General features: G+C 47.2%; 20 protein-coding genes. 7 read left to right on the forward strand and 13 right to left on the reverse strand.

The features are described 5' to 3' along the window. The first annotated feature begins 97 nt into the window (after positions 1–97). Entirely contained in the window at positions 98–451 is a 354-nt protein-coding gene (locus RJ47_RS14645; protein WP_038192139.1) for a DUF2750 domain-containing protein, read from the forward strand. 138 nt (positions 452–589) lie between these two features. After that, positions 590–2,560 (forward strand): GGDEF domain-containing protein, encoded by a 1,971-nt coding sequence (locus tag RJ47_RS14650; protein ID WP_039484712.1) that lies wholly within the window; start codon positions 590–592, stop codon positions 2,558–2,560. Here the strand turns inward: RJ47_RS14650 and queC are convergent. Together queC and queE are read right to left on the reverse strand one after the other, a co-directional pair. Continuing rightward, a complete protein-coding gene (queC, locus tag RJ47_RS14655; protein WP_039484714.1) occupies positions 2,508–3,215 on the reverse strand; it encodes a 7-cyano-7-deazaguanine synthase QueC in 708 nt (235 codons plus the stop codon). The genes RJ47_RS14650 and queC overlap by 53 nt on opposite strands. 12 nt (positions 3,216–3,227) lie before the next feature. Beyond that, positions 3,228–3,878: a 7-carboxy-7-deazaguanine synthase QueE gene (queE, locus tag RJ47_RS14660; protein ID WP_039484717.1), complete on the reverse strand. Its 651-nt coding sequence runs from the start codon at positions 3,876–3,878 to the stop codon at positions 3,228–3,230. 165 nt (positions 3,879–4,043) lie between these two features. On the opposite strand from queE, the gene RJ47_RS14665 reads away from it, so the two are divergent. Both RJ47_RS14665 and RJ47_RS14670 read left to right on the forward strand, forming a co-directional pair. Beyond that, positions 4,044–4,850 (forward strand): Cof-type HAD-IIB family hydrolase, encoded by an 807-nt coding sequence (locus tag RJ47_RS14665; RefSeq protein ID WP_039478341.1) that lies wholly within the window; start codon positions 4,044–4,046, stop codon positions 4,848–4,850. 147 nt (positions 4,851–4,997) lie between these two features. Beyond that, positions 4,998–6,638: a methyl-accepting chemotaxis protein gene (locus RJ47_RS14670; protein WP_039484720.1), complete on the forward strand. Its 1,641-nt coding sequence runs from the start codon at positions 4,998–5,000 to the stop codon at positions 6,636–6,638. A gap of 16 nt (positions 6,639–6,654) precedes the next feature. On the opposite strand, the gene RJ47_RS14675 is transcribed toward RJ47_RS14670, so the two are convergent. The 11 genes from RJ47_RS14675 to RJ47_RS14725 form a co-directional block, all read right to left on the reverse strand. Next, positions 6,655–8,082, reverse strand: coding sequence for an NUDIX domain-containing protein (locus RJ47_RS14675; RefSeq protein ID WP_039484723.1), 1,428 nt, complete (start codon positions 8,080–8,082; stop codon positions 6,655–6,657). Positions 8,083–8,089: 7 nt separating this feature from the next. Next, positions 8,090–8,569 carry a GNAT family N-acetyltransferase gene (locus RJ47_RS14680; RefSeq protein WP_039484725.1) on the reverse strand — a complete coding sequence of 160 codons (480 nt, stop codon included), beginning with the start codon at positions 8,567–8,569 and terminating at the stop codon, positions 8,090–8,092. A gap of 151 nt (positions 8,570–8,720) precedes the next feature. Beyond that, complete coding sequence (locus RJ47_RS14685) at positions 8,721–9,095, reverse strand: VOC family protein (protein WP_038192127.1); 375 nt, start codon at positions 9,093–9,095, stop codon at positions 8,721–8,723. A 133-nt stretch (positions 9,096–9,228) separates the two neighbouring features. Then, positions 9,229–9,834, reverse strand: coding sequence for a glutathione S-transferase family protein (locus RJ47_RS14690; protein ID WP_231565959.1), 606 nt, complete (start codon positions 9,832–9,834; stop codon positions 9,229–9,231). After that, the gene (locus RJ47_RS14695) at positions 9,824–11,707 is read right to left on the reverse strand and encodes a propionyl-CoA synthetase (protein WP_039484728.1); all 1,884 of its coding nucleotides are present in this window, start codon (positions 11,705–11,707) and stop codon (positions 9,824–9,826) included. The genes RJ47_RS14690 and RJ47_RS14695 overlap by 11 nt, the downstream gene beginning before the upstream one ends. Before the next feature lie 48 nt (positions 11,708–11,755). After that, positions 11,756–12,943: a 2-methylaconitate cis-trans isomerase PrpF gene (prpF, locus tag RJ47_RS14700; RefSeq protein ID WP_039484732.1), complete on the reverse strand. Its 1,188-nt coding sequence runs from the start codon at positions 12,941–12,943 to the stop codon at positions 11,756–11,758. 19 nt (positions 12,944–12,962) lie between these two features. Continuing rightward, on the reverse strand, positions 12,963–15,548 hold the full coding sequence (acnD, locus tag RJ47_RS14705) for a Fe/S-dependent 2-methylisocitrate dehydratase AcnD (RefSeq protein ID WP_039484735.1): 2,586 nt from the start codon (positions 15,546–15,548) through the stop codon (positions 12,963–12,965). A gap of 71 nt (positions 15,549–15,619) precedes the next feature. Then, a complete protein-coding gene (gene prpC / locus RJ47_RS14710) occupies positions 15,620–16,744 on the reverse strand; it encodes a bifunctional 2-methylcitrate synthase/citrate synthase (protein ID WP_039484737.1) in 1,125 nt (374 codons plus the stop codon). Between the two features lie 111 nt (positions 16,745–16,855). Then, positions 16,856–17,752 (reverse strand): methylisocitrate lyase, encoded by an 897-nt coding sequence (prpB, locus tag RJ47_RS14715; RefSeq protein ID WP_039484740.1) that lies wholly within the window; start codon positions 17,750–17,752, stop codon positions 16,856–16,858. A gap of 11 nt (positions 17,753–17,763) precedes the next feature. Then, positions 17,764–18,459 (reverse strand): GntR family transcriptional regulator, encoded by a 696-nt coding sequence (locus tag RJ47_RS14720; RefSeq protein WP_039484743.1) that lies wholly within the window; start codon positions 18,457–18,459, stop codon positions 17,764–17,766. 188 nt (positions 18,460–18,647) lie between these two features. Next, positions 18,648–21,782, reverse strand: coding sequence for an HD domain-containing phosphohydrolase (locus tag RJ47_RS14725; protein ID WP_052237961.1), 3,135 nt, complete (start codon positions 21,780–21,782; stop codon positions 18,648–18,650). 357 nt (positions 21,783–22,139) lie between these two features. Between RJ47_RS14725 and RJ47_RS14730 the strand changes: the two genes are divergently transcribed. The 3 genes from RJ47_RS14730 to RJ47_RS14740 all read left to right on the forward strand — a co-directional run bounded on the left by RJ47_RS14730 (position 22,140) and on the right by RJ47_RS14740 (position 25,370). Then, on the forward strand, positions 22,140–23,111 hold the full coding sequence (locus RJ47_RS14730; RefSeq protein WP_038138167.1) for a tripartite tricarboxylate transporter substrate binding protein: 972 nt from the start codon (positions 22,140–22,142) through the stop codon (positions 23,109–23,111). 195 nt (positions 23,112–23,306) lie between these two features. Continuing rightward, entirely contained in the window at positions 23,307–23,825 is a 519-nt protein-coding gene (locus RJ47_RS14735; RefSeq protein WP_039484746.1) for a tripartite tricarboxylate transporter TctB family protein, read from the forward strand. Between the two features lie 18 nt (positions 23,826–23,843). Beyond that, positions 23,844–25,370, forward strand: a complete 1,527-nt coding sequence (locus tag RJ47_RS14740) for a tripartite tricarboxylate transporter permease (RefSeq protein WP_005470690.1) — start codon at positions 23,844–23,846, stop codon at positions 25,368–25,370. Positions 25,371–25,530: the final 160 nt, after the last annotated feature.

Here is a 25,530-nt window from a genome sequence, read left to right on the forward strand (position 1 = left end):
TAAGTGAACGGCATTAGAGCGTAAAGCTCCCTTTTTATTTTTGATTATCCGCCATCAGTGCTACCCTATCCCCGATTGCAATTAAGAGAATAACCTCATGAGTAAATTAACTTCAGACATTCAAGCAAACCTTGATCTTTTCGTTGCTGAAAGCAAACAAAACAAACTGGTTTGGGGATTACGCAATGAAGAAGGTTGGCTATCGTGTGACTCAACAGAATTTGAAAATAGCGAAGTTATGCCATTCTGGTCTGCGAAAGAAGATGCCGTCGCTCACAATGTTGAAGAGTGGGCGGATTTCGAAGTTTTAGAAATCCCTCTCGATATTTTTGTCGAAGATTGGCTACTAACGCTTGCAGAAGATGGCGTTTTGGTTGGCACCAACTGGAACGCAACGCTTGAGGGCAAAGAGCTAGAGCCAAGTGATCTAGCAAAGCTTTACCTTAACTAACATCGAAAGCGCTCTAACGGGCGCTTTTGTTTATTCGAAACGATCCTACCTCGCAATTTCTCAACCTTCCGATAACCACATATTGTGCGTTAATGACGGTCAGTACTAAAATGACGTCAAAATCTAAATAAAACTATAATGATGACACGTCTATTTTCTAGGTTAACACTCGTTACTTTGCTGCTATCTCCCATGACTCTTGCGCAAGATGACCTTGCAAGTTGGGAACAAGCCTACAATCAAGTATTAGCATCCGATGAACAGCGAGCGCTAGCAATGCTGCAGGATCGCTACAATGCTCTTCCTCCAAGCATTGAGAAGCTGTATGTCAGCTCAAAAATTCACGGATTCATGATCTTGCGTGGCCAGCCTTACCATGGAAATCAAATCCCTCATCAAGAGGAGTATTCTCGTCTTGAGCAAACATTCATTTCCGCTCTCAACAGTGAAGAGCACTTGAAGTTTGGAGCAGCGAAACAAGGCTACTTAACCCTTTTGCGCCATGCGATGGAAACCAACAATCTCAATGGCAAAATATTGTTTGAGTATCATCTATGCCGCTCACTCAATAGGCAGGGCCAGTTCCACAAAGCCGCACTCTATTGCTCTTCACTTAACACGCATTTGGACGATAGCCGCCACTCTACGCTACCGAAATATCTTGCGCTTCGCGTTATCGCAAACAACCAAGAGTATTTAGGGAATTATCAGAGCGCACTGAAAGCTTATCAAGAATACCTCGCCATCATACCGAGCCATGTCGATCCATCAGGCGTATATAATGATGCTTCCTTGCTACTCAAAAACCTTGGTAACCTGCCACTGGCAAAAGAGTATGCCAATATCGCTTTAAAACTTCGTAGTGACTCAAAAAGCGAACTCCTTTTGGCGCAAACCCACCACAGCATGGGGGATATTTTACTTAGTGCGCAAGACTATGAATCCGCCATCCATCATTTCGAACAATCACGGCGCACGTTAGTAAAATACAACCATGTTTATGGGCTAACTTATGCGCTTTTGGGGCTAGGCAAAGCGAACATTGCATTGCAGAGTTACGATGTGGGCAACGCATTCTTACTTGAAGCATTGGAAAACGCCTCTATTCAAGGAAATGACCAAATTAGGGGCGATATCTACCTCACTCTTTCTGAAGCATACCAAAAACAATCCATGCACATTCGAGCTGAGGACTTCGCCAACAATGCCCTAAGCCTAGCGGATGCCATTGGCAGTGCTCCTCTCAAAGGGGACGCGCTGAAAAGCCTATCTGATATTGCCGAGGCTCAAAAACAGTATCAAAAAGCCTTGCAATATCACCAAGCTTACGTGACCGCTGAAATCAGTAAACGTGACAAACAGCATCAATCTGCCTACCTAGCTTTGGGGACTGCTCAAAGAGAATACATCCAGCAGCTCCAGCAGTCTGATCTGATGGAGAAAAACGAGCAACTCGCAGACGAACTTAGTGAATATAAGTCATTATTCCACATTTTTGCATCTGGCTGCGCTGCACTTATTGGCTTGTTGATCTTCTCTTCCTATTCGAGAAAGCGTGCGCTAAACGTTGCGGAGCTCGATGCGGTGACCGGAGCGAAAAACCGAGCATCGACCATACGTGATATTAAGCTGCTACCCAAAATCAGTGATTCTCGCTTAAAGCATCTTGTAATCTTACTTGATTTGGATGATTTCAAGCAGATCAATGATCTTTATGGTCACCCAACCGGTGATAAAGCGCTGAGAAAAGTGGCAGAGACAATCAAGAATCAATGTACTACTGGCGATCTATTTGGCCGTTTGGGAGGGGAAGAGTTTGTCGTTGTGATGACAAAAGTCGATGAGCTCGATGTCGCCGACAAAGTTGAACAACTGCACAATTCGATATCGACCGCCTATTTTCAATCTGAAAGCCGCCAAAAGCTAAATGTCACCGCCAGTATGGCTTACCTGGCCACATCAAAGCCATTGTCTGACTTTGATGAGCTCTATTCGATCTTGGATCAAGCCTTGTATCAAGTGAAGCAAACAGGCAAGAACCGTACAATTGACGCGTTTAATGAGCCGATTTATCTTGAGAGTTCTGCTTACGCACCAGTTCAGACATAATCGCTTCTTTGTTGGATAGGTAATCATTGAGACCTGCCTTGCGTAAATCACACGAAGGGCAGTCTCCACAACCATCTCCCACAATGCCGTTGTAGCAAGTTAGAGTGCTTTCACGAACGAGCTGCAACGCGTCATACTGATCCGCCAGCGCCCATGTTTCTGCTTTATTCAACCACATGAGCGGCGTTTCAATAGTAAAAGTTCTATCCATGCCGAGAACCAGAGAATTATTCATCGAACGGACAAACTCGTCTCGGCAATCTGGGTAGCCAGAAAAGTCAGTCTCACATACACCTGTAATCACAGCATCTGCACCAATTTGATAAGCGTAGATACCCGCTAAAGTAAGAAACAGGATGTTGCGTCCTGGAACAAATGAGTTCGGCAATCCATTATCTTGCAACTCGTGTGAAACTGGGATGTCATCGCGAGTCAAAGAGCTGATCGCAAGTTCATTGAGCAGACCCACATCCATTACTTTATGCGCCTTCACGCCCAGCTTGGTTGCCAGTTGCTCAGCCACTTCGATTTCTAACTTATGACGTTGGCCATAATCAAAGGTAATGGCATGAACTTCATCAAACTCTTTTAGCGCTTTGACTAAACACGTGGTTGAGTCCTGACCACCACTAAACACGACGACTGCTTTTTTCATCTTGATTATCCTTTACGCGATGCTGAGATATTTATGAGTTTGAATGGATAAGCGCCAATTACGCTTTACACATACATCAATACAGAGCTGAGTGGCTCTTGGCTTCTGGCTGATCGGCTGCAATGCAACAACAGTGGTCTCTGGAACCTTAGCGCGCTCAAGCAGCTCATCAAGTTGATCGATGTCTTTTTGCGTTGCGACGGGATGCTTTATCTCATTGGCGCGAACAAGTGCGGAATCGAGAACTGGCAGCTTTCCTTTCATCGCCACCTTTGGTGACACTGTCACCCAAGTATTGTCTGTTGCTCGTACTTCAGAAGTACCACTGGTTTCAATTTGGCATTGGCAACCAATTGCTTCGAAGGCTTCAGTAAGCGGTGTTAAGTCATAGATACAAGGCTCTCCGCCCGTAATCACGATATGTTTAGCGGTATACTCTTGATTACGGTACTCGTCTACGATGCCTTGCGCTGATGATTGACACCAAGTTGGCGAGTCTTGTGTTTTTTTCATAATTTCAGAGAAACTTGTTTTATCTTGTGGTGTTGCATCCCACGTTTGCTTGGTATCACACCAAGCACATCCCACAGGACATTCCTGAAGACGAACAAATACAGAAGGGACACCTGTAAAGACCCCTTCCCCCTGAATGGTTTCAAACATCTCGTTAACTTTATACAACTTACTCTCAGCCTAACTTAATCGCAAAATTTTGCAGGACGGAGACCTTAAATGACCTAGGTTAGAAGGTCAACCTCTTCATAAATTGATCATTACTTTACTAACCTTTATCCTGCGACTCTTTGATGTATTTATTTTAGGTAAGTTATGTATAAACTCATCGCACTTGATATGGATGGGACACTGTTAACCAGCGACAAAACCATCAGTAGTAAAACAAAAGACGCCATCGCAGCCGCTCGAAAACAAGGCGTAAAAGTCGTGTTGGCATCAGGAAGACCACTTGACGGAATGAAAGGCGCATTGCGTGAACTGGGGCTAACTGAACAAGGCGAATTTGTTGTTTACTTCAACGGCTCTGTCGTGCAAGAAATCGGCTCTGGAAAAGTGATTCACCAAGCAACGATTGACGGTCGACAAGCTAAACAAGTCGCTAAGCTCGCTGAGAGTTTAGGATTAGATTGCCACGCATTCTCTGTTGAACATGGTCTGATCACACCCAAACAAAACGAATACACGGATATCGAGTCGACGATTAATGGCGTACCTGTAACAGAAATGGCCTTCGACACTCTTACAGATGACCATCCAATCATCAAAGCGATGATCGTTGGCGAACCGACCAAGCTAACTCGTGCAATAGAGCAAATCCCTGCCCATTTGCATAACGAGTTTACCATCGTACAGAGCGCGCCGTTTTTTCTTGAGTTTCTTAACCTAGATAGTAATAAAGGTGTCGGTGTCAGTGCTATTGCAGAGTTTCTCGGTATTAACCAAAGCGAAGTAATTTGTGTTGGGGATGCGGAAAACGATCACCATATGATTCAGTATGCGGGACTTGGCGTTGCAATGAGTAATGCCATGCCACAAACCAAGCAAATCGCCGATTACATAACCACCAGCAATAATGAAGATGGCGTTGCTAAAGTCATCGAAGAGTTTGTACTCAACTGATTAACCAAAAGGCAATAAATAGGATAAATTTTATTGCCTTTTATCCTTACGATAGAAATTTTTATTGTTAAAAATCATAACCTTAAACGACATACGCTAAAGGCATTGTTAGTATAAAGTCTGTTCCAATTGTTACAGGCTACTACTATGTTTTCCAATTTATCGATCAAAAAGAAGATTGTGTTACCACTCTCTCTTCTCATCTTACTTTTCAGCGTTAGCTCTATGCTTAATGTGCTGACATCGCAGCAGCAAGCGAAGATTTCCGATTCGATCCAACAACATTATCTACCCGCTTTGTTCACGATTGAAGATGCTTATCGCGATCTTTATCAAGCCACTTCCGCAGTGCAAGGTTTGGTGCTTGCGTCATCCAATGACGAAGTCGAGCATCACCTATTTGAATACAAAGACAACGCCTACAAAGCGCTACCAAGGATGAGACATGCCAACTCACTCATCGAGTTAGGCCTTCTGCCAAAATCAGCAGCGAGAGACGTCGAGAAGCTCGTCTCCTTAGGTGAGGATTGGCTTGCAAGCTATGAGCAGTTCATTACTCTCCCTAAAGCGGACTGGTCACTTCAATATGATAGAAACAAAGAGACCTTTGAACAGCAGTTTATTGCCGTACGCAAACAGCTCAATGTCGTCAAAGACCTTATTGAAGAAGCACGCGAAAAAACGCAAACAGAAAACACTTTGGCACAACAAAAAGCTGAACTGACTTTAGAGATCGGCACGCTACTGGTGATCATACTAGCGGTAGTCACCTGCTGGCTGCTGATTCGAGTCATCGTTAAACCGATTGAGAACATCACCAGCGCGATGCGAGAGATTTCATCAGGTGACGGCGATTTAAGCCAACGCATTGTCAGCCAATCTAATGATGAGATCGGTCAACTTGGCGAAGCGTTTAACCTCTTCGCAACTAAGATTCAAACCACAATCCAACAAGTTGTTGAAACCACAGCGTCCATTCGTAGCGAGATGCTTCATTTAGCAAGCGTTGCTCAGTCGATTTCTGAATCGACCAATCAGCAGCAGCAGGAAAGCGAACTCGTTGCTGCCGCGGTCAATGAAATGCAGGCAACAAGCCTTTCTGTCAGTGATAATGCGACAGATGCTGCTGGAGCAAGCAGCAACGCGGTAGATGAAGTTCAAAGTACGAACCAAGTATTGGAATCAACGGTTATCTCTATCCAAGGGCTGGCTGATGACGTAGACAACGCCAGCTCAGTGATTCATACACTTGATCAAGATGTGGCAAACATCGCGTCAATACTTGATGTCATTTGCGGAATTGCAGAACAAACGAACTTGCTCGCATTGAATGCTGCGATCGAGGCGGCGCGTGCGGGTGAACAAGGAAGAGGCTTCGCTGTTGTTGCTGATGAAGTACGCTCTCTAGCAAGCCGCACACAGCAAAGTACTGGTCAAATTCAGGCGATGATTGAACGACTTCAGACCGGTGCAGAACAAGCTGTAAAAGTGATGCAAGCAAGTAAAGCAAGCAGTGAAGAGACCATCGCTTCAGCAAGTAGCGCGACTCACTCGCTCCATGAGATTCTGTCTGCAATCAGTAGAATGAATGAGATGAATGCTCAGATTGCAGCGGCAGCAGCGCAGCAAAATGCCGTCAGTGAAGATCTCAATGCAAACATCCAGAAAATTGCCCACAACAGCAATAGCATGGTGACAACGGTTGACACTGCTGAGCGCTCATTGGATTCACTCGGGACGCAATGCCAACGCTTAGATGAGCTGGTTTCTCAGTTTAAGGTTAATTGAACAAGAGCAGGCTGCACTACGCAGCCTGTTTGAACTTCCCGACAGCGAAAACAAACATCAGAATTAACACTGGGTATCTTGCTGCCTCGACGCTTAATGCCAGCATAGTGTTAAAGGAGAGCATGCTCACCGCAAGTGAGATAACCACGTTGACCGCCAAAAGAGCGAAGATCAACAAATAGACTGTCCTACTCTTTCTAACGCCCTCTCCCTCTTTCAAGCCAAAAATCAATGCCAACACCGTGACGATAATCGCCAACCAATAGACGACAATTGGACTTGGCCAGAATAGCCCCATCACAGTACATATTCCAAGAAGCATAAACCAAACTACTTTCGAAGAAAGTAACTCAATAGCGTTGACTTCCTGTTTGCCTTCCAAGCGAATGATATGCCAAGCGCACAAGAATCCGAGCAAAGCACCACTTACGAAATCGATCATAAACGCAGAGCCGGTGTAGAACTTAGCCATCCCTAACCAAACCATCAACGCGGCAAAGCCCAACGATGTCGGATTCAAAGAGAGCTTCTTCTCTTCGTTCAGTATGAGAACGCCAATACAAAGCCAAATCGCGGCAGGCGTGCTTGGAAAACTGTAACCGTAGGTCTGCACCAATTCTACAGCGGGGAGATACACGTGCGGCCTTGGAAACGCAAAGCCTTGCTGGGCGACAAGACTCATCAGAGAGGTCACCGTGACAGCAAAAAAGATCTTATAAGTAAACGCTCTGCCATATCGCAAAAAGACCAACGGCAGCAAAATGATCAGCAGGAAGGGCTCTGACAGCATGTTGCCACTCATGATGACGCCACGCACCATCTCCTTGATACTCTCAGGCAAAGACAAAACAAGGTGCTGGAATTTAAGCATCCAAGCTAATTCAATCTGGTTAAAGCCGGGGGCTGCCTCAACCAAGTTCCCCACATACACGACCGACTGATCCGTCGCCTTCTTGGTTAACTGAGATACCCACTCCATTTGCTCCGGATAGCGGTAATCGCTCGCAGGAATATTGTCTGGGTTAACAAGCATTGCTGAGGCGATCTCGACACCGTAATGGGGAGCAAACCATATTGGCAACTCATAGCCATCGTAGATATTGTTGAACTGGAAAGACACAATGTCAGATTCAGACACACAGTCATAAAAAACCGCATCTTTAGTGCGACCTAACACGCCATCAATCTTTACAACCAGACCTGTCTCTTCCCATGTTTCGCGTTGAGCCGCGATCGCGGGATCTTCGCCAGGCTCAACTCGACCTGCGGGGAGGGAGAGTTTTTTGGTAATGATCTCGTGTACCATCACGAGTTTGTTGTCAGCGCGAATAATACACGCCGCGCCTTTTACGTTGCCCACTTCGCTCTGCGCATACGACGAGAACGCAATAACGCTTAAAATAATTAAAAAAAAGTAACTCAGCCCGTTGAAACGATTATTCATTCTAGTTTTATCTTCCTAAAGGTTTTCGAAGCCAATTGATGTGGTTTACAAAACCCAGTTCTTGGTAAAATCTGTTCGCAGGGCGGTTGAAATCCCAAACCTCTACAAACATCTCTCTCACCCCATACTCCTCAAATCGCTTCTCAATGGTTTGGCACAGCGCCTGTGCAACGCCATTTTGACGCTGCGACTGCACAACATACAGCTCATCAATACTGCCCATTTGAACGGGCTTGCTGACTGTTGATACCAATTCACAAAAGTGACCCGTAATAAATCCAACGATGTTCGCCTCTTGAACAGCGACAAACACAAGGCATTCTGGATTATCAAGGTAACGCGCAATGCTCTTTTCTTGCTCAATATCGTCTGCAGTTTTGAAAAACTCGGGAGATTGCTGATGATGCTCATCATGAAGCAGATACATAAGCTCGTTGAGTTGTTCGAGGTCGTTTTGATTGGCAGCTCTTATTGATAGGCGTTGCATAGATATTTTTGAGAAGCGAATAAAGTGACAGTGTGAGCATTTATCGGAAAATTATCAACAAAAATGCCCTCTGATGCGAGAGGGCATGGTTGAAATCGGAGTCTATTCTCGTTTATGACGCTCGACTTGGATTTAATAAATCACCGCCGGATTATGAGAAATGTACCGCCTCAATCTTGTTGCCATCCAAATCTTTTACGTAAGCCGCATAATAGGTGTCGCCATATTCTGGTCTTAGCCCTGGCTTTCCCTCACACTGCGCACCGAGCTCGATGGCGCTTTGATAGAAAGCGTCGACCGCCTCGCGACTTGGCGCATTGAACGCAACATGAGTACCGCAGCCATGCGTTGCTTGTTGACTATCACAAGGCGTACCAATCCAGAACTCAAACTGTTCTCCGTAAGCTGCGGCCACACCTTCAATCGTATGTGCTCGATGCACACCCAAGGTTTTGAGTATCGAATCATAAAACGTAATCGCACGCTCTACGTGATTAGTACCCAATGAAATATGATTCAATATCATTTCTACTACCCTTCCTACTGACCTATTTTGTATGCAAACTGCTCAATCGCCATGATGCCTATTTTTGACCATGTTCCAACTCTTGGATGGCAATGTTGCGATTCAAATCTTCCTCGCACTTGCCTACAAACGTCTAAAGTGGTTCAGAATCAGCGATCGATGAGTGAGAACGAAGGTATTGCAAGTGTTCAGTGTAGAAGTCTATTGGCTTTGCACCGTGTTGAAGCAGTTTTTTGTATATCGAAGCAATAAAGATGTCAGCGAGACTAAAATGATCACCCACCGCGAACCTAGAAGACAAACAAACCGTTGGCTCAAGTTTCAGCAAGCACTGATGAATCCAACTCCCCCGGAGTTCTTTCTTAGCACTTTCTTCTAGCTCAGGACGGAGAAACCTGAGAACCGTTCGGTTTTGAGGCGAGTGTATCGTTGAGTTCACGAACTCACAGACTCTGCGAATGTTTGCTCTCTCCTCGATAGAATGACCTAGCAAAGAAGTGCCTGTAAAACGTTCTTCTAAGTATTCCGCAATCGCCATTGACTCAGTGACCAGCAACTCTCCCATCACCAAAGCGGGGACGTATCCGAATGGATTAATCTCAAGATAGGATGAAGTGAGCTCTTCAGAGAGAACTTCCACTCGTTGATAATCGATATTTTTATAGTTCAGCGCCCACTCTACTCGTTGCGAGCTATTTGAGCCACGGGCGCTGTATAAGGTTATATGACTATGATTCACTGTGCAGCGCTTTGGAAATTTCATCCAAGCTGGTTGGATCATCTATTGTTGAAGGAACCGTGTACTGCTCTCCATCTGCAATTTGGCGAATAGTACGACGCAGAATTTTACCCGAACGCGTTTTGGGTAACCGTTCGACTACAAGTGCATGTTTGAAACACGCTACCGCGCCGATCTCATCACGCACTTTTCCAACAAGCTCTCCCTCAAGTTGAAGATCGTCCACTTTCACGCCATCTTTCAAGACCACAAACCCAAGTGGAAGCTGCCCTTTTAGCTCATCGTGAACGCCTACCACGGCACACTCAGCAATCGCAGGGTGGCCACCAACAATCTCTTCCATCTCTCCGGTTGACAGACGATGGCCAGCGACATTAATCACATCGTCAATCCGCCCCATAATGAACAGATAACCATCATCATCGAGATAGCCGCCATCCCCAGACACGTAATAACCCGGAAACTGGCTTAGATAACCTGATTCAAATCGGTCGTGGTTACGCCACACTGTCGGCAAGCAACTTGGTGGTAATGGACGTTTAAGAGCCACAAAGCCTTGTTGGTTCGGCTCGCAAGCTTCACCTAACTCATTGAGAATTTCCACTTGGTATCCAGGAATGGGTTTGGTTGCCGAACCTGCTTTGACAGGCATAGATTCAATCCCTGTCGGATTTCCTGCGATGGCCCAACCTGTCTCGGTCTGCCACCAGTGATCAACCACCGGTTTATGCGATTTGGACTCTACCCACTCTAAGGTTGGTGGATCGAGTCGTTCGCCTGCCATAAAGATAGTTTTAAGTGCCGTTAGGTCATACTGTTCAAGGAACTTACCCTCTGGATCTTCTTTCTTAATCGCACGAAAGGCCGTCGGCGCAGAGAAAAGCACGTCCACGTTGTATTCTTCACACACTCGCCAGAACGCGCCTGGATCAGGCGTTCTTACTGGTTTGCCCTCAAACAAAATAGTAGTGCAGCCATGAATCAACGGCGCGTAAACAATGTATGAGTGACCAACAACCCAACCGACATCCGATGCTGCCCAGAACACGCCATCTTGCGGCATGTTGTAGATAGCACTCATCGAATATTTCATTGCAACCGCATGGCCGCCATTGTCTCGAACAACGCCTTTCGGTTTACCCGTGGTGCCAGAGGTATAGAGAATGTAAAGAGGGTCTGTCGAAAGCACTGGTACACAGGCATGAGGCAGCGCATTTTGATAGGCTTGCTGCCAGTCAATGTCGCGCTCGCTTCCTAGCTCAGCTTGCAGTTGAGGACGCTGAAGGACAAACACGTTTTCTGGCTTCCAGCGGCTATCCATAATCGCTTTGTCCACCATTGGTTTATAGGGGATGACTTTATTGACTTCGATACCGCAAGAGGCCGTCATGATGACTTTAGGCTCTGCGTCTTCGATACGTACCGCCAGCTCATTAGGTGCAAACCCGCCAAAGACAACAGAGTGAATCGCGCCCAATCGCGCGCAAGCCAACATCGCCATCGCCGCTTCAGGAATCATTGGCATATAGATAACCACGCGATCGCCTTTTTCGACACCTTGCGCTGCCAACATGCCGGCTATTTTCGCCACTTGATCGCGCATTTCATGGTAGCTGTATCGAATCTTTTGACCAGTAACCGGTGAATCATAGATCAACGCGGTATTATCGCCCCGTCCTTGCTCACAATGGTAGTCCAGAGCCAACCAACAGGTATTGAGCAAGCCATCTGGAAACCAGCGCTCGATACCATTTTCATCGGTGTTTAAGATGGTGCTCGGCTTCTCAAACCAGTCGATGTGTTGAGCTTGAGCTTGCCAAAACTGTTCCGGCTCGTTTTGCGCCCATTGATATTGTTGTTGATATGCAGACATATTGCTTCCTCCAGTATGTCCTGACATTGCACTTTTACAGCAAGTGAATTATTCAAAAATAGTGGAGGGAACACGCACAAAGCCCTCCATGATAATACGAGCACTTCGACTCATTATGGCTTTGTCGACCACCCAACCTGACTCTGTTTGTGTCGCAGCCGCTCCCACCTTCAACGTCCCCGAAGGATGTCCAAATGTCACAGACTGCTTTTCTCCGCCCCCAGCAGCAAGGTTGACCACCGTACCGGGTACGCAGGCGGCGGATGCAATCGCAACGGCGGCCGTTCCCATCATCGCGTGATGTAGCTTGCCCATAGAAAGAGCACGAACCAACACGTCTACCTCACCTTTGTTCACTTCACTACCGCTCGACGCAAGATAGGTTTTTGGCGGTGAAACAAACGCAATTTTAGGGGTATGTTGGCGACTTTCAGCTTCTTCGAGCGTACCAATCAAGCCCATTTTTAACGCGCCATGAGCTCGAATAGTTTCAAACTTAGCCAAGGCATCTACGTCATTGTTGATATCATCTTGAAGCTCGGTTCCGCTGTAACCAAGGGCTTCTGCATCAATAAAAATGGTCGGGATACCAGCGCTTATAAATGTGGCATAGAATGTCCCAATCCCCGGGACGTCAAACTCATCGGTGATATTGCCAGTTGGAAACATACTGCCCTCACCGTCCGCAGGTTTGACAAAGTCCACCTGAATTTCCGCTGCGGGAAAGGTCACGCCATCAAGTTCGAAGTCACCCGTTTCTTGAACCAACCCATTCACAATTGGCACATGAGCAATAATGGTTTTTTGAATGTTTACCTGCCAAATACGGATCTCAGCAATGCCATTGTCTGGCAGTCGCTCAGGTTCAATAAGCCCCGCATGAATGGCAAATGGGCCGACAGCAGCAGACAGATTGCCGCAGTTGCCACTCCAATCGACAAACGGCTTATCAATCGAAACCTGTCCGAACAGATAATCTACATCATGGTCTGGCGTTGTACTTTTACTGACGATCACCGTTTTACTGGTGCTCGACGTCGCCCCGCCCATGCCATCAATCTGCTTCGCATAGGGATCTGGGCTGCCTATCACGCGCAGCAGCAAGTCATCTCTCTGTTTTCCAGGCTGTTGAGCCTCAATCGGCAGGTCAGCCAAGTTAAAAAAGACGCCTTTGCTCGTGCCGCCACGCATGTAGGTTGCTGGCACTTTGATTTGGCTTGGTGTCGATCTATTCATTTCGTCGCCTCCCAAGCCGTTATTGAGCTAAAAAGTCTTGAGCAAAGCGCTGTAATACGCCACCAGCCTGATATACAGAGACTTCATCTGCCGTGTCCAAACGGCATGTCACTGGCACATCGACACGTTCGCCGTTTGCGCGAGTAATTACTAACGCTAAATCGGTACCGGGTTGGATATCACCTAACACGTCGTAAGTTTCGCTGCCATCTAGTTCAAGCGTTTTACGGTTGACGCCCGATTTAAATTGCAGCGGTAGCACCCCCATGCCAACCAAATTGGTTCGGTGGATACGTTCAAACCCTTCGGCAACGATCGCTTCAACCCCTGCGAGTCTGACGCCTTTGGCTGCCCAGTCGCGCGATGAACCTTGTCCATAATCCGCCCCAGCAACAACGATCAGTGGCTGTTTGCGGTTCATGTAAGTTTCGATCGCTTCCCACATTCGGGTCACTTCGCCTTCGGGCTCGACTCGAGCAAGAGAGCCTTGCACCACTTCGCCATCCTGTTTGACCATCTCATTGAACAGTTTCGGGTTAGCAAACGTTGCGCGCTGCGCCGTTAAGTGATCGCCGCGATGCGTCGCGTACGAGTTAAAGTCTTCTTCAGGGACGCCCATACTTGCTAGATACTCACCCGCCGCGCTACTGGCTAAGATCGCGTTTGACGGAGAAAGGTGATCAGTAGTGATGTTGTCACCTAATACCGCTAATGGTCGCATTCCAGACAAGGAACGCTCACCCGCAAGCGCGCCTTCCCAATAAGGTGGACGGCGAATGTAGGTACTCTTTGGACGCCAATCGTAAAGTGGGCTTTGACTGCGTTCACTTTCGTCTAGCTTAAACATCTGAATATAGACTTGCTTGAACTGTTCAGGCTTAACGTGCTTACCAACCACCGCATCGATCTCTTCGTCACTTGGCCAAAGATCATTAAGATAGATGGGTTTGCCAGTAGCATCATGCCCAAGCGCATCGCGCTCAATATCAAATCGAATCGTGCCTGCCAACGCGTAAGCCACAACTAATGGCGGAGAAGCTAAAAACGCTTGTTTGGCATAAGGGTGGATTCGACCATCAAAGTTACGGTTGCCCGATAGAACCGCAGTCGAGTACAGGTCTCTGTCGATGATTTCTTGTTGAATTTTCGGGTCTAACGCGCCGCTCATACCGTTGCAGGTTGTACAAGCGTAAGCAACAATGCCGAAGCCTAGCTTCTCGAGTTCTGGCAGCAAGCCTGCCTCTTCGAGATATAACTTGGCGACTTTTGAACCTGGGGCAAACGATGATTTGACCCAGGGTTTACGAACCAAACCGAGCTCATTGGCTTTTTTCGCTACCAAGCCCGCCGCCACAACATTGCGTGGGTTACTGGTGTTGGTACAGGAGGTAATGGCCGCGATGATCACCGCACCATCTGGCAGTTCGCCCTCTTTTTCTTGCCATTCACCGGAAATTCCGCGCGCTTGCAGCTCTGAAGTAGGCAAACGACGGTGAGGATTAGATGGCCCAGCCATGTTGCGAGTGACTGACGATAAGTCAAACTCAAGCACTCGTTCATACTGAGCACTTTCTAAATCATCGGCCCACAAACCAGTCTGTTTGGCGTATTGCTCAACAAGCGCGACTTGCTGTTCATCTCGCCCAGTGAGTTTTAAGTAGTTGATGGTCTGCTCATCAATGTAGAACATACCCGCCGTCGCACCATATTCCGGTGTCATATTGGAAATAGTCGCGCGATCTCCAATGGTCAGGTCTCGAGCGCCCTCGCCATAAAATTCCAAGTAAGAGGAAACCACCCGCTCTTGGCGTAGGAACTCAGTAATTGCCAAGACGATGTCTGTCGCGGTGATGCCCGGCTGGCGCTTTCCAGTTAAATGAACTCCGACAATATCCGGCAGCCTCATCATCGACGGGCGACCAAGCATGACAGTTTCCGCTTCTAGTCCACCAACACCGATAGCAATGACGCCGAGCGCATCAACATGGGGGGTGTGGCTATCTGTGCCGACACAAGTGTCTGGATAAGCAATGCCCTGCTTGGCTTGAACGACGGGCGACATTTTCTCCAAGTTGATTTGGTGCATGATGCCGTTACCTGCAGGTATCACGCTGACGTTTTCAAACGCGGTTTTACACCACTCAATAAAGTGAAAACGATCTTCGTTGCGTCTTTCTTCTATAGCGCGGTTTTTCTCGAACGCGTCCGGTTCAAAGCCAGCATGCTCCACAGCGAGTGAATGATCGACGATCAGCTGTGTCTCGACCACTGGGTTCACTTTAGATGGATCACCGCCCTGCTCTGCAATCGCATCGCGCAGACCAGCCAAATCCACCAACGCGGTTTGACCTAAAATGTCGTGACACACGACTCGCGCAGGGTACCAAGGAAAATCAAGGTCACGCTTTCGCTCAATGAGTTGTTTAAGGCTATCTGTCAGTGACTCAGGGGCACAGCGACGAACCAATTGCTCAGCAAGCACTCGGGAAGTGTATGGCAAGGTGTCGTAAGCACCTGGGGAAATATCATTTACCGCTTCGCGCGCATCAAAATAATCGAGCTGCGTACCTTCTAGCGGCTTTCGGTATTGTGTGTTTATAGTCATGTGATGCTTCCAATGCAATGTGGGCGGCGCCTCTCTTATCGACTCTTTGATAAGAGAGGTCGCATCTGTCTTTAACGCTGGTCGATTGGCACCCAATCTTGATGATCTGGACCTGTGTAATCGGCACTTGGGCGGATAATTCGGTTGTTGGCACGTTGCTCATAGACGTGCGCAGCCCATCCGGTCAGTCGACTCATGACAAAAATTGGCGTGAACAACTTGGTTGGAATATCCATAAAGTGATACGCCGATGCGTGGAAGAAATCCGCATTACAGAACAATCCCTTTTCGCGCTTCATCACTGATTCCACCCGCTCTGAAACCGCGTAAAGGTGAGTATCGCCCACCGCTTGAGACAACTCTTTTGACCAACGTTTGATCAATGCATTGCGAGGATCGCTTTCGCGGTAAATCGCATGACCAAATCCCATGATTTTATCTTTGTTGGCAAGCATCTTCATGATATTGGCTTCCGCCTCTTCTGGCGTCATCCAGTTTTCAATCATTTCCATCGCAGCTTCATTAGCGCCGCCGTGAAGAGGACCGCGCAAAGTCCCAATAGCTCCTGTCACACATGAGTGGATATCTGACAGGGTTGAGGCACATACTCGAGCGGCGAATGTTGACGCATTGAATTCATGCTCTGCGTATAAGATCAGCGAGCAGTGCATGACCTGTTTATGTAGCTCGCTCGGCGCTTTGTCCGTGAGCATCTTCAAGAAGTAACCACCTAGGCAGTCTTGCGATTGATCTTCGGTTTCGATGCGAACGCCGTCATGGCTAAAGCGGTACCAGTAACAGATGATCGCTGGAAATAACGCTAACATGCGTTCTGTGGCATCAAGTTGTTGCGAAAAGTCTTGCTCTTGCTCCAAGTTACCCAGCACAGAACACCCTGTTCGCATCACATCCATTGGGTGTGCTTGCGCCGGAATCAGCTCCAATGCGTCTTTCAACGCTTGGGGTAGCCCTCTTAAGCTGAGCAAACGAGTCTTATAGGCATCAAGCTCTTGTTGATTCGGTAAGTGGCCACGCAACAGTAAATGCGCCACTTCTTCAAACTGGGCGTTGTTAGCCAGATCGGTAATGTCATAACCTCGGTAGGTTAAACCCGTCCCCGTTTTTCCGACAGTACATAAAGCTGTGCTTCCAGCGCTTTGGCCACGTAGGCCTGCTCCACCTAGTTCATTAGGCATGATAGAACTCCTTTTCTGCCTGAGCTTACCCTCTTGGATGGGGTGATTTTTATCAGGCGTTTCACGTTGTTGGATTAAGTTATTAGCGTTTTCTTGGACTTCCGCTTGTGATTATTTTCCTTCAGAGAAAAGCTGGTCGAGCTTATCTTCGTAATCATGGTAGTTAAGGTGCTGATATAGCTCTTTTCTTGTTTGCATCGAATCAAGTAAGGCTTCTTGGTTACCCACCTCGAGCAAATGCTTGTAGACCATCTCCGCCGCTTTGTTCATCGCTCGGAATGCACTCAGTGGATAAAGCACCATATCAACATTGGATTTCGCCAACTCTTCTCCACCGTAAAGTGGGGTTTGACCAAATTCAGTGATGTTCGCCAAGATAGGCACATGCTTACCTGTCGCTTGAGACAAAGCCGCCGAGAACTGCTGGTATTGTTCAAGCTCGATCATTGCTTCTGGGAAAATCATGTCGGCACCCGCTTCAACACACGCGATGGCTCGCTCAATGGCGCTGTCCATCCCTTCTACTGCCAATGCATCGGTTCGCGCCATAATCACAAAGCTTTCATCATTACGTGCATCAACCGCTGCCTTGACTCGGTCCACCATCTCTTGTTGGCTAACAATGGCTTTATTGGGTCTGTGACCGCAGCGCTTTTGCGCCACTTGATCTTCCATATGCACCGCCGCTGCGCCTGCTTTTTCCATCGTTTTAATGGTACGTGCAATATTGAATGCGCCGCCAAAACCGGTGTCGATGTCGACAAGTAACGGTAAATCACACGCATTGGTGATTCGGTCTACATCAACCAGCACATCGTTTAGCGTTGTGATACCGAGATCCGGCAAACCGTAAGACGCATTGGCAATACCACCACCAGAAAGATAGATCGCTTGATGACCTAGGTTCTTTGCCATCATGGCGCAGTAAGGGTTGATGGTGCCAACAATTTGCAGTGGATCATTTTGCTCTACAGCGAGTCTAAACTTCGCCCCCGGAGATAAACTCATGACGTTATCCTCTAGTCCGTTAGTATTTGTTGTTCAATTAACTTGCGACTGCCTGAAATATGGCGACGCATTAACATTTCAGCGAGCTCCTCATCGCGATAGCGTATCGCCTGAAGAATAAATTTGTGTTCGTTTAGTGCCTCAACCGGTCTTGATTGAGCTCTTGGCGATTGGTAACGATACATTCTCAGCAAGTGATAAAGCTCATTGCAGAGCAAACCGACAAGCTTGCTGTTTCGACTGGCTTTAATGATTCGATAGTGGAAATCAAAGTCGCCATGCTGGTGGAAATATGACGATCCCTCGACTTCTTCAATATGTCGAGAATGTGTAGACAATAAGGTTTCTAAACTGAGCAGTTCTTCTTGAGAGATATAACGAGCCGCCAATCGAGCCGCCATGCCTTCAAGTGCTTCTCGAACAGCGTACAGCTCAATCAACTTCTCTGGCGACAAGGTGATCACACGCGCCCCTACGTGGGGAATTCGCTCGATCAGCCCGAGTCCTTCCAAACGCATAATGGCTTCTCGAAGCGGTCCACGACTCACTTGGTAACGCTTTGCCAGCTCTGGCTCTGAGATCTTACTTCCGGGCTCGATGTCACCATTGACAATCGCCTCAACCAAGGATTCGGTAAGCGATTCAGACTTGGTGTTTTCTTTATCACCCGTGACCGATTTGTGGTGTGGTTTTAGCTCTACATTCATACTCAAACTCGATGAGACACTTTAGCAATGTGTCAACAATTCCTTAACTTGAATATAAAATAGACTATAAGATTGTCGACAATCAAGTAGATTGTCGACAATTTAGACTAAGGTCTTAGCCAACTTCGGCTATCCAGTTCACGGTGCACCTTGTAAATCGCCCAAGGTTCGCTCGGTCAGTTTGCTTCCTACGCGACTTTTTGCTCCGTAAAGTACTTGCTGATGTCTACTTCGTCGATTTGCGCTTCAGGCAGGAATTGTTCCGCATAGTCTCGATACACGCCGCTTTCAAGAAACAGTTTAAACAAGTCCATATCGACGTGTTCATCAATGGCCATTTTGTGCAAGATATCAATGGCAACACTGACGGGCTTGGCTTTCTTATATGGTCTATCAGCGGCAGTTAAGGCTTCAAATATATCGGCAATCACCAGAATGCGTTCAGGAATAGAGAGATCCTCTGCCGATAGCTTACGTGGATAGCCTGTTCCTTTAAGGGTTTCATGGTGAGTAGAAGCATAACGCGGTACCTTGCTAAGCTCCGCAGGGAAAGGCAGCGCTTCGAGCATCTTAATACCACTGATCATGTGTTCGTTAATTTTGAACCTATCTTCAGCGGTTAACGTGCCACGGCTTATGGACAAGTTATAAATCTCTCCTAAATTGTATTGATGCTCAGGGATATCGACATTGATGCCGAAGCTCGGGTCAAACACCAATGGTCGGATGCGTTTGATGATGTGCTCAGGTCGGTCGCTGAGTAAATTCTCTGTAACAGGAAGGCGAGTTTGACTCTGGGTCCGATTTAATTCTTCAAACGGTGACAAGCCCAGCCGATCATCAAAGTGCCGCTGCCAAGTTTGCGTGGCTATCTGCTTGATGCGCAGCACTTTTTCTTCACTCATAAACTCACCTCCTACATTCGCCGCCGCCACAAATTCGAAGTCTTCTTGCAGCTGACGCTTAGTGTTACGCAATTGCTCGAGCGCTTCATCCTTGTCCATAGATTGCGCTAATTGGCTCTGCAAAAAAGTGATTTCCGCATCGCGCCAGAGCACTTCAAAGCGCATTCGGACTTCATGAATTCGATTGTAATTCGCTTCCAGTTTGGTCCCTTTGTCGACAATATGCTCGGGAGTGGTGATCTTTCCACAGTCGTGTAGCCACGCTGCAATTTTAAACTCTCGGCGCTGATTATCGTTTTCAAAGCGGAAGGGTTTAAACTTGCCAGAAGAGGCTTCTTCAGCAGCGTTTGCCAGCATCATACCCAGTTCAGGCACACGATTACAGTGCCCTGCGGTGTAAGGAGATTTGTCATCTATCGCCTGCGCAATTAACTGAATAAAGGCGTCCACAAACGCTTGTTGCTGCTGTTCACGCTGTTTGATTTCATTTGCCATCTCTTGAATGGACTTTGATAGGTGCCAAACTTCTTTAATCTGCGAGTCGATCAGCTCAACATGATCAAAGTCCCGCTGTTTTATCTTTTTCGTTTGCTGAGTGAGTTGACGAATAGGATTCACTATTGGTGAACCAAAAATCCAGGATACTGGCAGTAATGCCGCCATCACAAGCATGGTCACGCCAACCGTTGTATATAATCGCTGATAGACTTCGGCCATCACTAATGCTTGAGGCACAACCACGGCTAAGTACTCAGATTGCTCGCCCGCTTGTCCGTTGAGCTCGCTGACGTACAAAAACGCTTGCTCTCCATCGAGTTCACGTTTTTGAATCCTGTTTTGTGTCGAACTTGATTGACTCAATTCAAACAACTCATGGTGGGGAACACGATTATCACGAACTTGCTGATACCATTTGTTGGTCAACTGTGCGTATTCAGCGGGCGTAATGCTTTGAAGCGCTTTGGAAAACAACGGAATAAGCCGACGATGCGGCGCGCTAACGGCAAGGTAAAACGGTATCTGAGTATCGTCAAAAAATGGATGCAAATGGATCGGTAAAGAGGTTGTTTTTTGCAGTTGCTCGAGTGCTTGCTGCGCATCGACCAAAACTGTGATTTTCCCACTGACTAGCGCTTGCCGAGCATCTTGACTCTCTTCAAATTGAATGATGTTGGCATCCGGGACCACTCGTCTCAACTGCTTAGAAAAGTCATGACCTGCCAACACACCAAACACCCGCTCCGGTTTACTCGGCAACTGCTCGGAGCGCGTCGCCATCGCTAATGGTGTTTCAAACAGTTTCAATTGATAGGCGCCGGCAGAAAGGTCCGTCAATGAGTGGACAATATCCAGCTCGTCGCTCTCTAACTTATTCAGCAATGACTGGCTATCAAACCCATTCACAAACTCCAAAGTGATACCTAGTTTGGCAGCCATTAATTGCAACAAATCGATGGCGTAACCTTGTGGCTCACCTGCTTTCGCGTAGTCGTAAGGTCGCCAATCAAGCTGATTGGAGGTAAGCAACGCGGGCGTCGCATCAATAAGGGCTTGTTCCTGTTCACTGAGTATAATCCGTGAAGTGTCGACTGACGTTTTGCTTGCCTGGATAACTCGATTGGACGCAATCACTTCACCCGATTGATGGAATACATACGCTTCAACACCTGATTCTTTCGGTAAGCCCAATGCCGCAGGTGTCAATTTAGAACTGATGGATGACAGGACAATATCGATGCCGATGACTGACTGCTTTGCACGGATCGAATAGGTCTGCCCGGTAATCTTTAGATGCTTGAAGAGATAGGGCTCGGTCTTAAAAACTTGCTCAACACTGGCTCCCACATACCAAGGACGTCGCGTGGGAAAATAATTACTTGTTTCTGTGCGTTCTTGAGTCAACTTAAATGCATCCGAGAAATACAACGTCTGGCGAACTCGGTTTTGCTCTTGCCCTGATATCTTAATCACTACCCAACGATCTTGTGGTGCCGCTTCAATACGTTGCCGAACAATAGGCGATGACTCTAAATTGATGATTTGGTAAAAGTCATCTTGTTCGTTGCCAAAATAGATGCTGTAGAACAGTGGATTATCCTTAAGCACTTGCACCAATAAGGTACGAATTTCTTTTTCACTGAAGGTGTGGTTGAGCGTATTGGACACGTTGCTCAAGATTCGCGCACTACTTTTCGCATTCTGGTCAACCTGCTGAATGTATTCACTCACATCGCTCGTTGCCATGACAAGTTTATTAAGCACATGCTCTTCAGACATCTGTTTGGTAAACATGTACTGAAGCGCAATCGCAAACAGCGACGTCGCAATCGTCGCGATGATAAACAAGGTTCCGACCGTAAATCGTATCGAGAACTTCTTCTTTTTTTGTGTTAAGCCGACCAACTGCGAACCCTCCATGGCTTCCTAATCGAAACTGTGTTGTTGTCACCTAGCACTATTAGTGTAGGAGTTGCATATAACTTTCTTTTTATTTTCATTCGCTACATGCAAACTTTTAGTGCTAGCTCACTCATCTTTAAAGAAAAAGTGCCATTTTTCGCAAATTGGTTTCTCCCTATTTTCTTGCGTGAACTTTATGAACAAAACCGCCTAAATGACCTTTATTGTTTTTATCAACGCATTGCAGACAGAGTTTTAACACTCCATTAACCTTAAACCCATCTATTAGCAAGTCTCCCTCCCTTGTTGATAGATTCTTGATAACGATAAGTGCGCTTCCAAAGAGAAGCGCACACGACATAAGGAACGTGAATCATGTTTAAGGTACTAAAACCAACCCTAGCGGCTTCGATCATCGCTGCGTCTTTTTCATTCAACGCTTTTGCAGCAGATGTAGAAAAAATCCACTTTTTGATTCCTGGTGGTGCTGGTGGTGGTTGGGATATGACCGCACGTGGCACAGGTGATGTTCTGGTTAAATCAGACATCGTTGAAAACGTCTCATTCCAAAATCTATCGGGCGGCGGCGGCGGTAAAGCGATTGCTCACCTCATCGAGACAGCAGAGCGTCAAGAAGACACACTTATGGTGAACTCAACACCAATCGTTGTACGCTCGCTAACGGGGATTTTCCCACAATCATTCCGCGATCTGACGCCTGTAGCAGCAACCATCGCTGACTATGGTGCGATCGTCGCTTCCGCAGATTCTAAGTACAACACTTGGGAAGACGTGGTGAAAGACTTTGAGTCCAACCCGCGTAAAGTAAAAATCGCAGGTGGCTCAGCTCGAGGCAGTATGGATCATCTAGTCGTTGCAGCGGCATTCAAAGGCGAAGGTTTTGACGCGAAGAAAGTGCGCTACATCGCCTACGACGCAGGCGGTAAAGCAATGGCGGCACTACTGTCTGGTGAGACACAGCTACTGTCTACTGGCCTAGGCGAAGTATTAGAGATGTCAAAATCAGGCCAAGTTAAAGTACTGGCAGTGACGGCACCAAAACGTCTAGACGCAGCACCAAACATTCCAACGCTAACCGAATATGGCAATGAAACGGTATTTGCGAACTGGCGTGGTTTCTTCGCCGCTCCGGGCACCTCGCAAGCGAAGATCGACGAGTGGAATGCCGCACTGACTAAGATGTACAAAACCGACCAATGGCAAGTTGTACGTGACCGTAACGGTTGGATCGACAACTACAAAGCGGACAAAGACTTCTATGCCTTCCTTGAAGATCAAGAGAAGCAAATGGGTGACCTAATGCGCGAGCTTGGTTTCTTGAAGTAATCCTGTAGGGCGGCGCAACGCTGCCCTGACCCTCTTCGCCGTACATAAGAATACTTTCAATCTCCTTGTTTATAGTTGTTGTAAACATTTAGGCCGAGTTGACTAGCAGCAATGACGCTTAATTTGTTAATGAAACCATGCTCATTAGCTCTTATGTACGGCTTTTTTCTTCCCTAAATACAAATGGAGTTGGATATGTCGGATTTGCCAACGAATTCTTTCAACAACGGAAATTTCTTTAGCAAAGAAAACCTTCTCTGCCGTGATCGTGTTGGTGCGATGATATTTCTTCTCGTCTGCCTTTGTTACGGCTATCAAACCACACAAATCCCCCTCTTTCCCGGCGATGAGTACGAACCCTTTACCGCAAGGACACTTCCAACACTCCTGACTTTCGCGGGCATTGGGTTGTCTTTAATGCTGCTTGTGACAGGGCAACCAGACAAGCAAAGCGGCGCGGTGATGGACTTTAACTGGAAATTGCTGATCGGTTTTCTAGTCTTGATGGCGTTTTACGGCGTTGGGCTGACCTATTTGGGCTTCGTTATCGCGACGAGCGTCTTCTTGCTTGTTGGCTTTTATCTACTCGGTGAGCGACGTAAAAAGATTCTATTCGGGGCATCATTCCCGTTTGTGATGGCGTTTTATCTACTGCTCACCCAAGGCCTAGACATCTACCTAGAGCCTGGCGTTATTTTCACTATGTGGTCGTAATTTAATAGGGAAATCGTAATGTTAGATGGAATCTTACAAGGTCTTTCGACCGCAGTTATGCCAATGAACATCATGATGGTGATCGTTGGATGTTTCGTGGGTACCTTTATCGGAATGCTTCCCGGACTGGGCCCTATCTCAGCGATTGCGCTGATGATCCCGATCACCTACGGCTTAGACCCTTCGTCTGGTCTTATCTTGATGGCCGGTGTTTACTACGGCGCCGTTTTTGGTGGTTCAACATCCTCAATTTTGATCAACGCTCCGGGCTGTTCTTCAACCGTGGTTACCGCGTTTGACGGCTATCCAATGGCGCAAAAAGGCCAAGCAGGTAAAGCCCTCGCTTTAGCGGCCTACTCTTCTTTTACAGGTGGCACGCTTTCCGCCATCATGCTGTTGGTCGCTGCACCAGCATTGGCTAGCGTTTCGCTGAGCTTCCAATCGTCAGACTACTTCGCGCTGATGTTGCTAGGTCTGTCTGCCGTGGCAGCGTTTGCAGGCCCTGGTCAAGTGATTAAAGCATGGATGATGACAGTCCTTGGCTTGATGCTGTCAACGGTCGGTATCGACAAAGGCGTTGGCGTTGAGCGCTTCACTTTTGGTTTAACAGACTTAATGGATGGCTTTAGCTTCTTACTGCTTGCCATGGCAACGTTCGCACTGGGCGAAACCTTAATGGGTATCTTAAAGCCAGAGCAAGACACACGAGATGACGAGCAAAGTAAGCTCAGCAACATTGGTAGCATGAAAGTCACCAAAGAAGAGATCAAAGATGTCGCGCCCGTTTCGATTCGCTCATCGATCTTGGGTTTCTTCACCGGTGTGCTTCCGGGTGCAGGGGCAACCATCGCGGCTTTCCTAAGCTATGGTATGGAGCGCAACCTCGCGCCGAAAGAGAAAAAAGCTGAATTTGGTAAAGGCAGCATCCGTGGTTTGGTTGCGCCAGAATCGGCAAACAACGCAGCGTCGAGTGGTTCGTTCGTTCCTCTGCTTACGCTGGGTATCCCGGGCTCTGGTACCACAGCTATCATGCTTGGCGCTTTGATCGCTTATGGCATTCAGCCAGGTCCACGCCTGTTTGTTGAGCACCCAGATGTCTTCTGGTCAGTGATCATCTCTATGTACTTTGGCAACATCGTACTGGTCATTCTGAACTTGCCGTTGATCCCTTACATTTCTAAGCTTCTCGCCGTGCCAAGAACGGTATTGCTACCAATGATTTTGTTCTTCTCTATCACTGGTGTTTACCTGGTATCCTTCAACACCATGGATGTGTTTATCATGTTGTTGATTGCGATGGCTGCGATTGCACTTAGGTTGGCAAACTTCCCACTCGCCCCGTTGCTTCTGGGCTTTATTCTTGGCGGCTTGATGGAAGAAAACTTGCGTAGAGCATTGATGATTAGCGACGGTGAACTGAGCTTCTTATGGGAGCGCCCAATCACGATGACCTTCACTGTACTTGCTGTGCTCGTGCTGTTTAGCCCAATTTTTGTCAAGCTGTTCCAAAAACTAAAAGCTTCACCAAAAAAGGTTGAGCAATAAACATTGGCCATTTAACCCTTTAGGGACACTTCGGTGTCCCTTTTTTTATACGCCAATTCTTGGTGCACTTCTTATCTTCGAATCACTTCTCTCTGCTACCCTAAACTCATTGCCCCATTTTTATTTAGAGTATAAACTCTAATTTTTAACAGCAAGAGTA

The organism is Vibrio sinaloensis (assembly GCF_000808535.1).
GTDB classification, from domain to species: domain Bacteria; phylum Pseudomonadota; class Gammaproteobacteria; order Enterobacterales; family Vibrionaceae; genus Vibrio; species Vibrio sinaloensis_D.

Excerpts from the sequence above, each read along its gene's own strand:
- acnD (WP_039484735.1), bottom strand. The coding sequence starts at position 15,548 with ATGACTATAAACACACAATACCGAAAGCCGCTAGAAGGTACGCAGCTC.
- RJ47_RS14685 (WP_038192127.1), bottom strand. The coding sequence starts at position 9,095 with ATGATATTGAATCATATTTCATTGGGTACTAATCACGTAGAGCGTGCG.
- RJ47_RS14665 (WP_039478341.1), top strand. The coding sequence starts at position 4,044 with ATGTATAAACTCATCGCACTTGATATGGATGGGACACTGTTAACCAGC.
- RJ47_RS14670 (WP_039484720.1), top strand. The coding sequence starts at position 4,998 with ATGTTTTCCAATTTATCGATCAAAAAGAAGATTGTGTTACCACTCTCT.
- RJ47_RS14720 (WP_039484743.1), bottom strand. The coding sequence starts at position 18,459 with ATGAATGTAGAGCTAAAACCACACCACAAATCGGTCACGGGTGATAAA.
- RJ47_RS14650 (WP_039484712.1), top strand. The coding sequence starts at position 590 with ATGATGACACGTCTATTTTCTAGGTTAACACTCGTTACTTTGCTGCTA.
- RJ47_RS14695 (WP_039484728.1), bottom strand. The coding sequence starts at position 11,707 with ATGTCTGCATATCAACAACAATATCAATGGGCGCAAAACGAGCCGGAA.
- RJ47_RS14740 (WP_005470690.1), top strand. The coding sequence starts at position 23,844 with ATGTTAGATGGAATCTTACAAGGTCTTTCGACCGCAGTTATGCCAATG.
- queE (WP_039484717.1), bottom strand. The coding sequence starts at position 3,878 with ATGTTTGAAACCATTCAGGGGGAAGGGGTCTTTACAGGTGTCCCTTCT.
- RJ47_RS14645 (WP_038192139.1), top strand. The coding sequence starts at position 98 with ATGAGTAAATTAACTTCAGACATTCAAGCAAACCTTGATCTTTTCGTT.
- prpC (WP_039484737.1), bottom strand. The coding sequence starts at position 16,744 with ATGCCTAATGAACTAGGTGGAGCAGGCCTACGTGGCCAAAGCGCTGGA.
- RJ47_RS14735 (WP_039484746.1), top strand. The coding sequence starts at position 23,307 with ATGTCGGATTTGCCAACGAATTCTTTCAACAACGGAAATTTCTTTAGC.
- RJ47_RS14675 (WP_039484723.1), bottom strand. The coding sequence starts at position 8,082 with ATGAATAATCGTTTCAACGGGCTGAGTTACTTTTTTTTAATTATTTTA.
- RJ47_RS14725 (WP_052237961.1), bottom strand. The coding sequence starts at position 21,782 with ATGGAGGGTTCGCAGTTGGTCGGCTTAACACAAAAAAAGAAGAAGTTC.
- queC (WP_039484714.1), bottom strand. The coding sequence starts at position 3,215 with ATGAAAAAAGCAGTCGTCGTGTTTAGTGGTGGTCAGGACTCAACCACG.
- prpB (WP_039484740.1), bottom strand. The coding sequence starts at position 17,752 with ATGAGTTTATCTCCGGGGGCGAAGTTTAGACTCGCTGTAGAGCAAAAT.
- RJ47_RS14730 (WP_038138167.1), top strand. The coding sequence starts at position 22,140 with ATGTTTAAGGTACTAAAACCAACCCTAGCGGCTTCGATCATCGCTGCG.
- prpF (WP_039484732.1), bottom strand. The coding sequence starts at position 12,943 with ATGAATAGATCGACACCAAGCCAAATCAAAGTGCCAGCAACCTACATG.
- RJ47_RS14680 (WP_039484725.1), bottom strand. The coding sequence starts at position 8,569 with ATGCAACGCCTATCAATAAGAGCTGCCAATCAAAACGACCTCGAACAA.